Source organism: Paenacidovorax caeni (assembly GCF_001298675.1).
Classification (GTDB): domain Bacteria; phylum Pseudomonadota; class Gammaproteobacteria; order Burkholderiales; family Burkholderiaceae_C; genus Paenacidovorax; species Paenacidovorax caeni.
Genome location: NZ_CYIG01000005.1, coordinates 180,900 through 193,577 on the forward strand (window position 1 = coordinate 180,900; position 12,678 = coordinate 193,577).

Below are 12,678 nucleotides of genomic sequence, written 5' to 3' on the forward strand. Positions count from 1 at the left end.
TAACATTCATCGCAGACTATCCCAGGAGCCCGCCATGTCCCGTCTTCGCGCCACCGCACGCCAGAACCTGCCCACGCTGATGAAGACCGGCAGCTACTACCTCATCCACATCTGCGTTGCCGCCCTGATGGCCTACGCCGTCACCGGCAACCTGATCGCCTCGCTGACGCTGAGCCTGCTGGAGCCCACGGTGCAGGCCGTGGCCTTCTTCTTCCATGAAAAGGCGTGGGAACGTGCCGCGCGCCGCCGCCAGGCGCCGGCCATGGACGCTGTGCCTGCGCTGAGGAGCGCGCCATGATGACGTTCCAGGAATGGCTGGTGGAGCGGCTGGCGGGCTGGGCGCAGAGCCCCTGAAGGGATGGCACACCCGGAGGACGCAGGCCCCCCGTCAGGCGCGCATGTCGAGCAGCGAGCCGGTCATTTCCTTGGCGGTGCGCAGCACCAGCACATTGGCTTTGAAGGCGTAGGACGCCGCCATCTGCTCCACCACATCTTGCTCCAGCGCGACGCCGGGCGCGGGCATGCGGGTGGTCTGCGCCTGCACGCCACCCTGGTCGGGGGCGGCCTGCTGTTCCACGGCCTGGCGGCGAAAGCCCGGCGTGTTCATGTTGGCGACGTTGTGCGCGCTGCTGTCCAGCCGCAGTTGCGCGGCCTGCAGGCCCGAGGATGCGATGGCGAAGGCGGAGGACATAGCGGCTATGGTAGCGGCATTGGCGCGCCGGCGCCAATGCCGTTGGTGTCACCGGCTGTGGCAGGGACTGCTTCGTTTCTGAACACCACCGGAGCCGCCTGCTACGGATGGGCGCAGCGCCGGGCCTGCGTGCGGGATAGGACGGGGTTGGTCAGGGAAAAAATTGCTGGCATGGATGTTGCCGTATCGCAGCACCTCTGTCTTTCCACCCTGACCCTTCCTCCGTCATGCGCAACATCCTCCTCGCTTCCCTGTGGGCCGCCACCGCCGCGGCCCAGGCCTCCACTGATCTGGGCGCCGCCGCAGAAATCGTCAAGGCCAATGGCTGCTACAGCTGCCACTCCGTTTCGGAAAAAATTGTCGGTCCCGCCTTCAGTTCAGTGGCCGACAAATACGCCGGCGACAAGGACGCCGTGGCCACGCTGGCGCAGTCCATCCAGATGGGCTCCAAGGGCAAGTGGGGGCGCGCTGCCATGCCCGCGCACTCCAGCCTCAGCGCGCAGGAACTCAAGCTGCTGGCCAGCTGGGTGCTCAGCGCCAAGCCATGAACACGTTCTGAGGGTCAGCGGCCCCAGATGTCCTGGCTGATCGCGGCGTACCAGGCCGCGCCGTGGCGCGCCTCGGCGGCGCGGTGCGCGGGCGGGGCGTCCAGCGGGCTCACGCCCACGCTGTGCGGCAGATCGGCGATGTGCCCCTGCTGCGCGCGGTATACCCCCGCCACCGAGATGCCGTAGCCCGGCGCCAGCAGGCTGTAGCAGGTGTTGGCATACCAGGCCGTGGGCGCGGCCCGGCCCGTCAGCGCGGCGGCGATGGCCGCGGCCACCACCTTGCCCTGGTTGTTGGCGGCGAAGCCGGACTTCGGGATCGGCCCGGCCAGCGCCGCGTCGCCCAGCACGTGGACGCCGGGCACCTGCCGCGACGCGAAGTCTTCGCCGTACACGGGGGCCCAGCCGCTGGCGTCCACCACGCCGGCGCGCGCGGCGATGAAGCCCGCCTTCTGCGGCGGGATGACGTTGAGCACGTCGGCGCGGTGGCGTTCGCCAAAGAGGGTTTCCACCTCCAGCGCCTGCGCGTCCACGCGCACCACCTGGCCGTCGCGGGCCAGGCTGACCCACTCGACCATGCCGCCGTACAGGGCCTGCCAGCCCTGCAGGAACAGCTCCTTCTTCGAGAAATTGTTCTTCGCGTCCAGCAGCAGCACCTTGCTGCGCGGCTTGTGCCGGCGCAGGTAGTGCGCGACCAGGCTGGCGCGTTCGTAGGGCCCTGGCGGGCAGCGGAACGGGTTGTCGGGAATGGCCATCACGAACACGCCGCCGTCGGGCATGGCCTGCAGTTGGCGGCGCAGCAGCCGGGTTTGCGCGCCCGCCTTCCAGGCGTGCGGCGCGTGTTCCGCAGCGGCTTCGCCGTAGCCTTCGAGCGCGTCCCAGCGCATGTCCACGCCGGGCGAGAGCACCAGGCGGTCCCAGCGCAGCGTCTGGCCCGTGTGCAGGCGCAGCGTGCGCGCGTCGGCGTCCACGTCGTCGGCCTGCGCGTGGATGACGTGCACGCCCGCCGCGCGCAGGCCGCCGTAGCCGTGGACGATGCTGTCCCAGCCGCGCAGCCCCGCCAGGTAGTGGTTGGAGAACGGGCAGGTGGCGAAGCGCCGCGCGGGCTCGACCAGCGTGACCTGGACCTGCGGCGCCCAGGCGCGCAGGTAGCGCGCCACCGTGGCGCCGCCAAAGCCGCCGCCGACCACCACTACGCGCGCGCTGGCGGCCTGTGCGCGCACGAGCGAGGGGGTGAGTGCGGGGGCCGCCAGCCCGGCGGCGCCGAGCAGGAACTGGCGGCGGGGCAGCGGCGCCATCACGGCCTCGCGTCCTGCGGGCGTGCGAACCACTGGGCCAGGGCCTGCATCTGGGCCGTGTCATAGCCCTGCATCAGCAGCGGCATGACCGTGGCGCCGGCGACCGGCCCGGACTGGAAGGCCTGCATGCGCGCCAGCAGGAAGGCACTGCCGCGCCCGCGCAGGCCGGGAATGCTGCCCGCGCCGCGGCCGCCCGGGCCATGGCAGGTGACGCAGGCGGCGGCCAGCAGCGCCGTGTCCTGCGCGCTCACGGGGGGCAAGGTCTGGGCGGCGCCGGGCTGCAGCCACAGCAGGGCGCAGGCGGCGAGCCAGCGCGGGCCGTCAGTCGAGCCAGCCACGGCGCGTGCCCTCGGCGATCAGCGCGCACACCTGGGGGGCGATGCCCTGGGTGTCGAACAGCGCTTCGAGTTCGCTGACGATGTCGGCCACGGTGTGGCGCCCGTCGCAGCGGCGCAGGATCTCGGCGGCGCTGTCGTTGAGCTGCACGGTGCCTTCGGGGTCGCGCAGCACCCAGCGCGTCTGCGCACTCTCGTATTGCAGGCGCAGGCGGCGCGAGAGGTGGGGCAGCGCGGGCGCGTGCAGGGCGGCGTCGAAGTTCATGGCGGGCCTCCCCGGTGGTGTCCCGCCGGTGCCGATGCTTTATTTTTTATAGCTGCTGGCGCTTGCTGCATAAGGGTTTGGCGTTGTTTTTACTTCAAAGGCACGGTTTCCACGTAGCTGCGCAGCGCCCAGGCCAGCTCCGGGCTGACCACGCCCTCCCAGGGCGGCATGTGGACGATGCCGAACTTCTGCTTGCCGTAGCGCACCGATTTGATGAAGAACGCATCGGCATCGCCCAGGCAGCGCTGGCGCAGGGCGTCGTCCGCAATGCGCTTGCAGCGCGTGCCCAGGCGCCGCAGGTCCGGCGCAGGAGAGCGCGCGCCGTTGGCGTTTTCGCCATGGCACTTGGCGCAGCTCTGGTTGAAGGCGGCCTGCCCGATGGCGATGGCCTGCGCGTCGCCGCGCAGGGGGTTGGGCTCGGCCCAGGTGCGGGCCTGCGCGGGCAGCGCCGAGGTATCGACCTGCGGGGCGACACGCTCGATGGCCTGTGCGGTCAGAGCCAGGCCCATGCCGAGCAGCCACGCGGCGGGTGTCAGGAAAGCGGGGTGGGGCATGGCTTATCTCCAATCGGCGCGGCAGCCCTTGCAGCCTTGCAGTTGGGACTCGGACACCAGGGTGTAGAGCACGTGGTTGCCTTCGAACACGGCGTCCGTCAGGTTGGTGGCGACGAACTTGGTTTCCTGCAGGTCGCTGGCGATGAAGCGCGTGCCGACGAACCAGGCGTGGTTGAGGCGCGCCATCTCCAGGCTGGCGCCGTCGAACACGGCGCCGGAGAAGTCCGAGCGCATCAGGCGCGCGCTCTCCAGGTCGGTGCCGATGAAGCGGGCGTTCTTGAAGTCGGCATTGGCCGCCGAGGCCTTGGACAGGCGCGCGCCGGTGAGGTTGGCGCCTTCCAGGTCGGCGGCCGAGAGGTTGGCGCCGCGCAGATCGGCGCGCGTCAGGTCGGCGCCGCGCAGGTCGGCACCGACCAGGTTCGCGCCCACCAGGCTGGCGTGGCGCAGATCCGCGCCGGGGCAGCGCGTGTAGGGCCAGATGGGGCAGCCGTTGACGACCAGGGGTTCGTCCGGCGCGGCGGGCTGCGCCGGCGCGCTGCTGGCCCAGGCCAGGCAGGCCACCCCTGCCAGGGTGAAGCGGGTGAGAAGGTTCTTCATGGTGAGGGGCGGCTGCGAGAGAGGTTCGTGAACCCCCCTCCTGTCGCTGGGGGGGCAGGAAGGGGAGCGGGGCGGCAGCTTATTGGGCTGCCACCTTCTGCGCCTTGGGCAGCTTGAACACCCACATGGAGCCGCCCTGCGAGACCTGCTTGGTCAGCTCGGCCATGTCGCCGCCCCACAGCGGCACGGCGCCGCCATAGCCGGACTGGATGGCCACGTACTGCTCGCCGTCCATCTCCCAGGTCACGGGCACCGAGACCACGCCCGAGCCGGTCTGGAACTTCCACAGCTCCTTGCCGTTCTTGGCGTCGAAAGCCTTCACGTAGCCGTCGGACGTGCCGGTGATGAGCAGGCCGCCGGCCGTGGTGAGCGTGCCCGCCCACAGCGGGAACTGCTCCTTGTGCTCCCACTCGATCTTGCCGGTCTGCGGGTTGATGGCGCGCAGCGTGCCCACGTGGTCGTCATGCAGCTTCTTGATGCGGAAGCCCTGGCCCAGGTAGGCCGCGCCGGGCTTGTAGGTGATGTGCTCGGACCAGTAGTCCATGGCCCAGTGGTTGGCCGGGATGTAGAACAGGCCGGTGTCGGGGCTGTAGCTCATCGGCATCCAGTTGGTGCCGCCGAGGAACGGTGGCGAGACGAAGATGCTTTCGCCCTTTTCCTCGCCTTCCTTGGGCTCGGGCGGGCGGTTGTTGTTCTCGATCGGCAGGCCGGTCTTGAGGTCGAAGCCCTTGGCCCAGGTGATGCCATCGACGAACGGCCAGGCGTTGATGATGGCGGCCTGCTTCCAGGGGTGGCCGGTGTCGCTCTTGGCGAGCTTCTCGCGGTCGGTCACGAAGAAGAAGCCGTTGCGGTCGGCGTGGGCCGAGGCCTTGACGGTCTTGCCGGTCTTCTGGTCCTTGTAATCGAACAGCAGCACCGAGTTGTTGCCCGAGAAGTCCCAGGCGTCGTTCGGCGTGTGCGAGAAGAAGCCCTTCAGGTCGCCGGTCGTCGGGTCGATGTAGGCCTGGCCCGAGGTGTAGAGGCTGGGCCAGTTGCGCGGGTCGTCGCCCTTGGCGGTGCGCTTCCAGGTGTTCCAGGGCGCGGGGTTGCCGGTGCCGACGACGATGGTATTGGTCTCCACGTCGAACGACGGCGTCTGCCACGGCGCGCCGCCGCCCTGGCTCCAGGCCTCGGCCTTGCCGGTGGGGCTGTTCGGGTCGTTGGGCCAGCTCGGCGCCTTGGGGTCGCCTGTGGGCGTGCTGGGCTGGCCGTTCAGGCGGCCCACGTGGCCTTCGACCAGGGGGCGCGCCCAGACTTCCTTGCCGGTGTCGGGGTCGCGCGCATACAGGTAGCCGACCACGCCGAATTCGTCGCCCGAGGAGCCGTGCACCAGCAGCACCTTGCCGGTCTTCTGATCCTTGATGATGAAGGGCGCGCCGGTCATGGTGTAGCCCACCTTGTGGTCGCCGAACTTCTCGTTCCACACCACCTTGCCGGTGGCGCGGTCCAGCGCCACGATGCGCGCGTCCAGCGTCCCGAAGTACACCTTGTCGCCATAGATAGCGGGGCCGCGGTTGACCACGTCGCAGCAGGGGCGGATGTCCTCGGGCAGGCGGTGCTCGTAGGTCCACAGACGCTTGCCGCTGCGCGCGTCCAGCGCCACGAAGCGCGAGTACGAGGCGGTGACGTAGATCACGCCGTCATGGATCAGCGCCTGTGCCTCCTGGCCGCGCTGCTTCTCGCCGCCGAAGGAGTAGCTCCACACCGGCACCAGGCCGGCGACGTTCTTGGTGGTCAGCGTCTTGGCCGGGCTGTAGCGCTGCGCCGTCAGGCCCAGACCGTAGGTCAGCACGTCCGCCGTGCTCTTGTGGTCGTTGGCGATTTCTTCCCAGGTGACGGGCTTGACGTTGGCGGCCTGGGCCGTCAGCGCCAGGGCGGCGGCTGCGGCCAGGCTGCCCAGGCGCAGGTGCTTGGATACCGGTGAGGACATGGTGGTTGTCTCCTTGTGTTGTGGTGGATGAATCACGCCAGCAATGAGGCAAGAGGCGTGCCAAGAAGGTTTTGGCAGCAGTACGCCGGGGTTTGCCGCGTCTTGCGTTCAAATGTGGAGCGCAGCGCGCTGCCCGGCTGTTCATTTCAGGAGCAGCCGGGCACGCCCTGGCGCAAACTGGGACAGCGCGCGGCGCCGTCCCAGGGCACATGCGCGGTGGCATGCAAATTGCGCAAGCGGGTTCATCCCTTTTCCATAATCAGGAGACAACCCATGCAGCAATCTTTCTTCGTACCGGCACGGCGCGGCCTGCTGGCCCTGGCGCTGGCCTGCGGCGCCACCGCCGCCCTGGCGCACGGCGACGTGGTGCCCCAGGCCGTGGACACCAGCACCCTGCCCCAGCTCGGCACGAAATGGCGCGAGTCCAACCCGTACAGCAGCGGCGAGGGGCACAAGGAGGCGCTGCGCATCGGCAGCTCGGCCTACAACCAGAACTGCGCGCGCTGCCATGGGCTGGAGGCCATCTCCGGCGGCATCGCGCCCGACCTGCGCAAGTTCGACGAGGAATGCGCCGGCTACGCCGACGCCGCCAAGGCCAAGGTGTGCTACCAGGAGATGGACGACTACTACGCCGGCACGGTGCGCCGCGGCCGCACGCGCGACGGGCGGGTGTACATGCCGCCGTTCGAGGGCACGCTGACGCAGGAGGCCATCTGGTCGATCCGCACCTACCTGGAGGACCGGCGGAACTCCGTGAAGTGATTGCGATGACAAGCAAAAATGGCTGCCAGCGCCCGTCTAATAAGCGCTGGCAGCTATTGAATAAGGAGCAATCGCTTCAGGGCTGCGCAGGCTGCAGCGCCCGCCGCTCGTAGGCCGGATACCACTGCGCCAGGCTGCGGTGCAGTTCGGCGGGCTGCGCGGCCCAGCCGGCGAACCGTTCGGGCACGGGCATGCGCAGCAGCTCGCTCAGGTCCAGCCCCTGCTGTGCGCTGTCCTGCATCCAGCCCGTCAGCCAGCGCAGCCAGTCGCGCGTTTGGGCGATGCCTAGCAGCCCCTGGTCCACCGGCCCGTGGCTGGGCACGAGCTGCTTGAATTGCCCCTGGCGCTGCCATTGCGCGAGCAGGTCCAGGGTGTGCAGCCATTGCGCCGGATCGGCGTGCGGGGTGGTCGGCACGCGGTCGGCGAACACCAAGCCCCCGGCGAACAACACGCCGGTGCTGTGGTCGAGCAGCACCAGGTCATCCCCGGTGTGGCCCTGCAGGCGGCGCAGTTCCAGGTGGTGATCGCCCAGCGTGAAGCTGCCGGGCTCCAGCGCCTGGCGCGCCGGGGTGGCCTGCGTGCCCCGCATCCAGCCGCCGCACAGGCGGTACAGGTTGTCGGCATAGCTCTCGCCCTCGGCCTGCATGCCGGCGATGCTGCCGGCCAGGGCCTGCGTCGGCACGCCGTCCCACGCCTGGTTGCCGAAGAAGTAGTCGGGGTGCAGGTTGAGGTTGAGCACCCTGCGCACCGGCTGCGGCGTGACGGCGGCAAGGGTGGCGGTTATGGCGCGGCGCTGCTGCTCGCCGTACACGCGCGAGGGTCCGGTGTTGATGACGATGACGCCATCGCCCGTGGCGATGAACGCGGTGTTGATGATGTTGCAGCCGTTGGCGGGCAGGAAGTCGGCCACCGCACCTTCGATCACCCAGGTGCCGGGGGCGATCTGGCGCGGCTGCAGGCGGTAGTCCAGGCGGGCGGTGTCGGGCGCCGTCCTCGTGGGCTGCGCCATGGCGGGCATGCAGCAGGCCAGCGCGATGAAAAGGGTATTCAGTGTCTTCATGCCCGCACCTCGGCATCGATGCGGTTGCCGTTGTTGTCCTGCCCGAGCAGGCGGAACGCCTTCGGGCCTTGCAGCGGCATCTCGACGGTGAGCAGGGGGTTTTCCGACACCGGCTCGTGCAATTGCATGCGCCACCAGGGCTGCTGCGCGGCGTCCTGCAGTTCGAGCCGCTCGATGTACAGCGCGGGCACGCCGGCCACCAGCCCGGTGTCCATGGGGTGCATGATCTGCACGCGCAGGCGCCGTGTGCCGTCGGCGAGGTTGCCGAAGAAGCGCGCATGCACCTGGTTCAGCGTCTTGCTCCACGAACCGTCGGCGCGCGTCACGCCGGGCACCGTGCAGCCACCGCCCGCGGCCTGCGCCATGGCCCCGCCCACGTGCCAATGCCCATCGCGCGTCTGCACCAGGCAGCGCACCGGCGAGGCCTGCTCCAGCCGGATGCGCAGCGCCAGCAGGGGCAGGGCCTGCAGCGGCTCGAACGCCAGGACTTCGCGGATCGGGTTGCGGTCGGCGATGACGAGCATGCGCGCGATGCCTCCGCCCACTGCCTGCAGCGCCCGGGCGTCGATCTGCAGCGGCACGTTGAGCGCGTCGTCGGCGAACGCGGGCGTGCGCACCAGCACCGCGTCGGTGAAGCGCAAGGGGGCTTCCTGGGTGTATTTCCGGCGCAGGTCCGGCCATTGCGGCGAGCCCAGCGGGTCGCTCCCCGCGGGGTCTTGCGTGGCCGCGCGCGCGGCGTGGGCCGCCATGCCCCACAAGCCCGCCAGCAGCACATTGCGGCGTTTTGCCATGGTTGATTCTCCGGTGGTGTCGCGGCGCATGGAACACATGCCGCGCAGGTGTCACGAAAAGTGTTGCACGGTGGAACAGGTGTTGCGCGCGCGGCGCCGCGGCCAGCGCATGCGCTGCAGCAGGGTGTCCTTCACGATGCACTGGTGGTACAGGAAGGCCAGCACATGCAGGGCCACGAGCAGCACCAGCGCGGCGGCGGCCCACTGGTGCACGTTGCTGAACAGCTCCTTGGCGCCGTCCCAGCGGCTGGCCATCTTGGGCAGCGGCATGCCGAAGAAGCGGATGGGATAGCCGGAAAACACCGAGCCGAAGAACCCCGACCAGGGCAGCACCAGCATCAGCGCGTACAGCAGCCGGTGGGCGCCCGCGGCCAGCGCCTGCAGGGCACGGGCCCCGGGCGGCGGCGCCACGCGCGGGCGCAGCAGCGCCCAGGCCAGGCGCACGGCGATGAGTAGGCACAGCACCATGCCCCATGACTTGTGCACGTTGAACCACGCTGCGCGCAGGCCGCTGCCGTCCTTGGGCAGTCCGGTCATCCACAGGCCCAGGGCGATCTGCCCCACGATCAGCACGGCCATGAGCCAGTGCAGGAAAACGGAAAAACGGTCGTAGCGGGGCTGCGGCATGGAACACCTCCTGGGCGGCCCATGTACGGGCCCATCAATCGAGCAGATCGGGCGGCAGCAGGTTCTTCTTGCGGTAGATGGTGTTGCGCGAAACGCCCAGCGCCTTGGCCGCTGCCGACACATTGCCCTTGTGCAGTCGCAACATCTGTGCCATGGCGTTGAGGGTCACGTCGTGCAGGCTGTGGCCGTCCTCGCCCAGGTCGTCGGTGGACAGCGGCGGCGCGCCCACACTGGGCACCAGGGGCAGCTCCGGCGCGGGCAGCGGCATGGCCAGGGGGTGCATGGGCGCGCGCAGCTCGTCGAGGAAATCGTCGGGCAGATGCTCCAGGCGGATGGTGCAGTCGTCGTCCACCATCACGCAGGCCGTGCGCAGCAGGTTGTGCAGCTGGCGCACGTTGCCCGGCCAGTGGTAGGCCTGCAGCAGTTCCATCACCTGCGGGGCGATGGCGATGTGCGCGTTGCCTTCGAGCGCATGCAGCACCTTCTTCACCACGGCTCCAAAGTCGCTGCGCTCGCGCAGCGCGGGCAGGCGCACGACCAGGCCGTTGAGGCGGTAGTACAGGTCTTCGCGGAAGTCGCCGCGCGCGATCAGCTCCTTGAGGTTCTTGTGCGTGGCGCTGATGACAGTGACATCCACCTCCATCTCCTTGCCCGCACCCAGGGGGCTTACCTTGCGCTCCTGCAGCACGCGCAGCAGCCGCGCCTGCAGGTGCTTGGGCATGTCGCCGATCTCGTCCAGGAACAGCGTGCCGCCGTGGGCCTGCAGGATCTTGCCGGACGCGCCTTTCTTGCGCGCGCCGGTGAAGGCACCTTCCTCGTAGCCGAACAGCTCGGCCTCGATCAGCGTGTCGGGGATCGAGGCGCAGTTGACGGCCACGAAGGGCTGGCGTGCGCGCACCGAGTCGTTGTGCATGGCCTGCGCCAGCAGGTCCTTGCCCGTGCCGGTCTCGCCCAGGATCATCACGGGAATGTCGCGGTCTACCACCTTGCGCAGCTTGGCGATGATGGCCGACAGCTGCGCATCACCCGTGTCGAGGTACTGCAGCGACGACAGTTGCCCCTTGGGCACCGGGGCGATGCGCACTGGCGGCGCGCCGGCATCGGCCAGGGGCGAGACGATGGGCGTGGCCCAGGGGCTGGCGGGCTTGACCTCGGTGCGGCACCAGACGGACACGCCGTTGTGCAGGCACAGCTGGTGCGGCGTGGCGGCGCTGCCGGCGAACAGCTCGAACAGCGCCGACATCGGCAGGTTGAACAGCGACGAGAAGGTGTGCGCCTGCAGCGCGCCGAACGACATGCCGAGCTGGAACTGCGCGCTGCGGTTGGCCGAGAGAAAGCGCCCCTCGGGCGTGAAGGCGGCGATGCCCTCGACCAGGGTGCCCAGGAATTCGGGGCGCGCGTGGAAATGCAGGCGCACCGCCTTCGGGAAGCTGCTCGCGAACATGTGGTTCTCGATCATCTGCGCCGACATGCGTACCAGCGCCAGCGTGTGCTGGTGGTAGCTGCGGTGGTCGCCCGTCACGTCCAGCGCGCCGACGATCTCCCCGTAGGGGGCGAGGATGGGCGCGCACGAGCAGGTCAGCGCATGGTTGGTGCGCATGAAATGCTGGTCGCCATGCACGGTGATGGCCTGCTGCGCCGTGAGGGCCGTGCCGATGGCGTTCGTACCCTTGGTCTTCTCGCTCCAGTCCATGCCGGGCACCAGCGCCACCTCGCTGGCCTTTTCCAGGAAATCGCTGTCGCCCATGGAGTGCAGCACCATGCCCTGTGCCGAAGTCAGCAGCACCATGCTGTGGGTGTTGGCGATCTGCCCGCGCAGCGTTTCCATCACCGGTACGGCATGCTGGAACAGGAAACGGTTCTCCTCCAGGGAGTCCTTCAGGTGGCCGATGCCGAGGCTGGTGAAGTCGGGCTCGTCATCGGTGGAGACGCCAAACGCGAGCGAGCGCTGGTTTGCCTCGTCGATGAGGGCGATGGCGTCCGGTAGCGGCGGCGGTGTCTGCACGGCCATGTCGGATGGCCGGGTCGGCATGGTGCCCATGAAAGTCTCCTGGGTATGGAAATACGTGTTTCCATCTTTTTTATGGTCTCTGGCGCACGACCTGCGTGCGCAGGGGCGTGGTCGTCTGCTCCGGGGATTGTCCGAACGGTACCGGTGTTTGACAACCTGCAGGCTGCGCAAGGGTTATTTGCAGCAAAAAGTGTGCCGCTGTCGCGGTGGCGTCAGGCGGCCTTGAGGTGCACGATGCGGGCCTGGCAGTTGGCATAGGCCTGCTCCACGCGTGCCTCCACCAGGCGATGGCCCACGGGGCACGCGAAGCCCGGCAGCGCATCTGGCGCCGCCAGCCGCAGCGTACCGTTGACGCGCAGGCGCGCACGGCGCGCGAAGTCCACGAACACCATGCCTGCCTTGCCGTTACCCTGCGCGACGGCCTGCCAGAGCCTGGCGCCGGCCGCCTCGCCGAGCAGGAAGTAGAAGGTCTGCGCGTCGCCGAACGCCACCAGCGGGTAGGTGCCTTGGGCCGTCGCCACGCAGGCCAGCATCTGCGTGAAGACGGCGCCGTCGGCCTCGCGCACGCTGGCGAAGAAGAACGGCTGGCTGGCCATGAAGCGGGCGTTGCCCGCGCTCAGGTGGCTGGCCACCGTGCCCTGCATCTCGCGCGCCTGCGCTTGCACGCCGAAGCGTGCGTGCGCCGCACGTTCGCCCGGATGGAAGATGCCGGGGCCGCCGGGGTCTTCGAGGACGATGCGCATGGTGGCTCCTGGCGTGTTGATCAGGCCGGAACGAGGTGCAGCAGCCCCGCCACCGGCGCGCGCAGCACGCGGCAGTCCGCGACGGCGATGGTGCGCGGCGCCGTGAGCCAGTCCGGGTCGGGCCCGGCCAGCGCGGCGCGCCCCTGCACCAGCACGGTGGACTGCCGCGCGAAATCGACGAACAGCAGGGCCAGCGCGGGGTGCTCCAGCAGGTTGCCGATGGTGTTGAACAGGTTGTTGCCCGGGTAGTCCGGGAAGACCAGCCGCGTGCCGCCCTCCACGCGCAGCAGCGGCTCGGCGCCGCCCTCGGTCTGGCGCCCGCGGTACGAGCAGTCGCAGTCGCCCGCCGCGCTGGCCGAGCCCAGCAGGAAGAACGGCTGGGCCTCCAGCCAGGGCTGGAGGGCGCGCAGGTCTTCGGCGGGCGCCATGG

The 12,678-nt window shown here is 69.5% G+C and carries 16 protein-coding genes; 3 read left to right on the forward strand and 13 right to left on the reverse strand.

Features of this window, described 5'->3' with window-relative positions; translation table 11 throughout:
* Positions 1–34 precede the first annotated feature (34 nt).
* Positions 35–298, forward strand: a complete 264-nt coding sequence (locus tag BN2503_RS03440) for a DUF2061 domain-containing protein (protein ID WP_054255237.1) — start codon at positions 35–37, stop codon at positions 296–298.
* A gap of 90 nt (positions 299–388) precedes the next feature.
* On the opposite strand, the gene BN2503_RS03445 is transcribed toward BN2503_RS03440, so the two are convergent.
* Positions 389–691, reverse strand: coding sequence for a flagellar basal body rod protein FlgC (locus BN2503_RS03445; protein WP_054255238.1), 303 nt, complete (start codon positions 689–691; stop codon positions 389–391).
* Positions 692–918: 227 nt separating this feature from the next.
* On the opposite strand from BN2503_RS03445, the gene BN2503_RS03450 reads away from it, so the two are divergent.
* Positions 919–1,239 carry a c-type cytochrome gene (locus tag BN2503_RS03450; protein WP_054255239.1) on the forward strand — a complete coding sequence of 107 codons (321 nt, stop codon included), beginning with the start codon at positions 919–921 and terminating at the stop codon, positions 1,237–1,239.
* 14 nt (positions 1,240–1,253) lie between these two features.
* On the opposite strand, the gene BN2503_RS03455 is transcribed toward BN2503_RS03450, so the two are convergent.
* The 6 genes from BN2503_RS03455 to BN2503_RS03480 all read right to left on the reverse strand — a co-directional run bounded on the left by BN2503_RS03455 (position 1,254) and on the right by BN2503_RS03480 (position 6,254).
* Positions 1,254–2,534: an NAD(P)/FAD-dependent oxidoreductase gene (locus tag BN2503_RS03455; RefSeq protein ID WP_054255283.1), complete on the reverse strand. Its 1,281-nt coding sequence runs from the start codon at positions 2,532–2,534 to the stop codon at positions 1,254–1,256.
* Positions 2,534–2,872, reverse strand: a complete 339-nt coding sequence (locus tag BN2503_RS03460) for a c-type cytochrome (protein ID WP_074930032.1) — start codon at positions 2,870–2,872, stop codon at positions 2,534–2,536. Before BN2503_RS03460 ends, BN2503_RS03455 begins: the two co-directional genes overlap by 1 nt.
* Entirely contained in the window at positions 2,856–3,134 is a 279-nt protein-coding gene (pqqD, locus tag BN2503_RS03465; RefSeq protein WP_054255240.1) for a pyrroloquinoline quinone biosynthesis peptide chaperone PqqD, read from the reverse strand. The genes BN2503_RS03460 and pqqD overlap by 17 nt, the downstream gene beginning before the upstream one ends.
* Positions 3,135–3,223: 89 nt before the next feature.
* Positions 3,224–3,688 carry a c-type cytochrome gene (locus BN2503_RS03470; RefSeq protein WP_054255241.1) on the reverse strand — a complete coding sequence of 155 codons (465 nt, stop codon included), beginning with the start codon at positions 3,686–3,688 and terminating at the stop codon, positions 3,224–3,226.
* A gap of 3 nt (positions 3,689–3,691) precedes the next feature.
* Complete coding sequence (locus BN2503_RS03475; RefSeq protein ID WP_054255242.1) at positions 3,692–4,285, reverse strand: pentapeptide repeat-containing protein; 594 nt, start codon at positions 4,283–4,285, stop codon at positions 3,692–3,694.
* 79 nt (positions 4,286–4,364) lie between these two features.
* Positions 4,365–6,254 carry a methanol/ethanol family PQQ-dependent dehydrogenase gene (locus BN2503_RS03480; RefSeq protein WP_054255243.1) on the reverse strand — a complete coding sequence of 630 codons (1,890 nt, stop codon included), beginning with the start codon at positions 6,252–6,254 and terminating at the stop codon, positions 4,365–4,367.
* A 273-nt stretch (positions 6,255–6,527) separates the two neighbouring features.
* Between BN2503_RS03480 and pedF the strand changes: the two genes are divergently transcribed.
* Positions 6,528–7,016, forward strand: coding sequence for a cytochrome c-550 PedF (gene pedF / locus BN2503_RS03485; protein ID WP_054255244.1), 489 nt, complete (start codon positions 6,528–6,530; stop codon positions 7,014–7,016).
* Between the two features lie 76 nt (positions 7,017–7,092).
* Here pedF and BN2503_RS03490 read toward each other — a convergent pair whose 3' ends face one another.
* From BN2503_RS03490 to BN2503_RS03515, 6 genes are all read right to left on the reverse strand, one after another.
* Positions 7,093–8,076: a quinoprotein relay system zinc metallohydrolase 1 gene (locus tag BN2503_RS03490; protein ID WP_054255245.1), complete on the reverse strand. Its 984-nt coding sequence runs from the start codon at positions 8,074–8,076 to the stop codon at positions 7,093–7,095.
* Positions 8,073–8,867 carry a quinoprotein dehydrogenase-associated SoxYZ-like carrier gene (locus BN2503_RS03495; RefSeq protein ID WP_139235310.1) on the reverse strand — a complete coding sequence of 265 codons (795 nt, stop codon included), beginning with the start codon at positions 8,865–8,867 and terminating at the stop codon, positions 8,073–8,075. Before BN2503_RS03495 ends, BN2503_RS03490 begins: the two co-directional genes overlap by 4 nt.
* 51 nt (positions 8,868–8,918) lie before the next feature.
* Positions 8,919–9,494, reverse strand: a complete 576-nt coding sequence (locus BN2503_RS03500) for a cytochrome b (protein ID WP_054255247.1) — start codon at positions 9,492–9,494, stop codon at positions 8,919–8,921.
* A 34-nt stretch (positions 9,495–9,528) separates the two neighbouring features.
* Positions 9,529–11,535 carry a sigma-54-dependent Fis family transcriptional regulator gene (locus BN2503_RS03505; protein WP_082366483.1) on the reverse strand — a complete coding sequence of 669 codons (2,007 nt, stop codon included), beginning with the start codon at positions 11,533–11,535 and terminating at the stop codon, positions 9,529–9,531.
* Positions 11,536–11,717: 182 nt separating this feature from the next.
* Positions 11,718–12,248 (reverse strand): hypothetical protein, encoded by a 531-nt coding sequence (locus tag BN2503_RS03510; protein ID WP_054255248.1) that lies wholly within the window; start codon positions 12,246–12,248, stop codon positions 11,718–11,720.
* A 20-nt stretch (positions 12,249–12,268) separates the two neighbouring features.
* The gene (locus BN2503_RS03515; protein WP_054255249.1) at positions 12,269–12,676 is read right to left on the reverse strand and encodes a pyridoxamine 5'-phosphate oxidase family protein; all 408 of its coding nucleotides are present in this window, start codon (positions 12,674–12,676) and stop codon (positions 12,269–12,271) included.
* Positions 12,677–12,678: the final 2 nt, after the last annotated feature.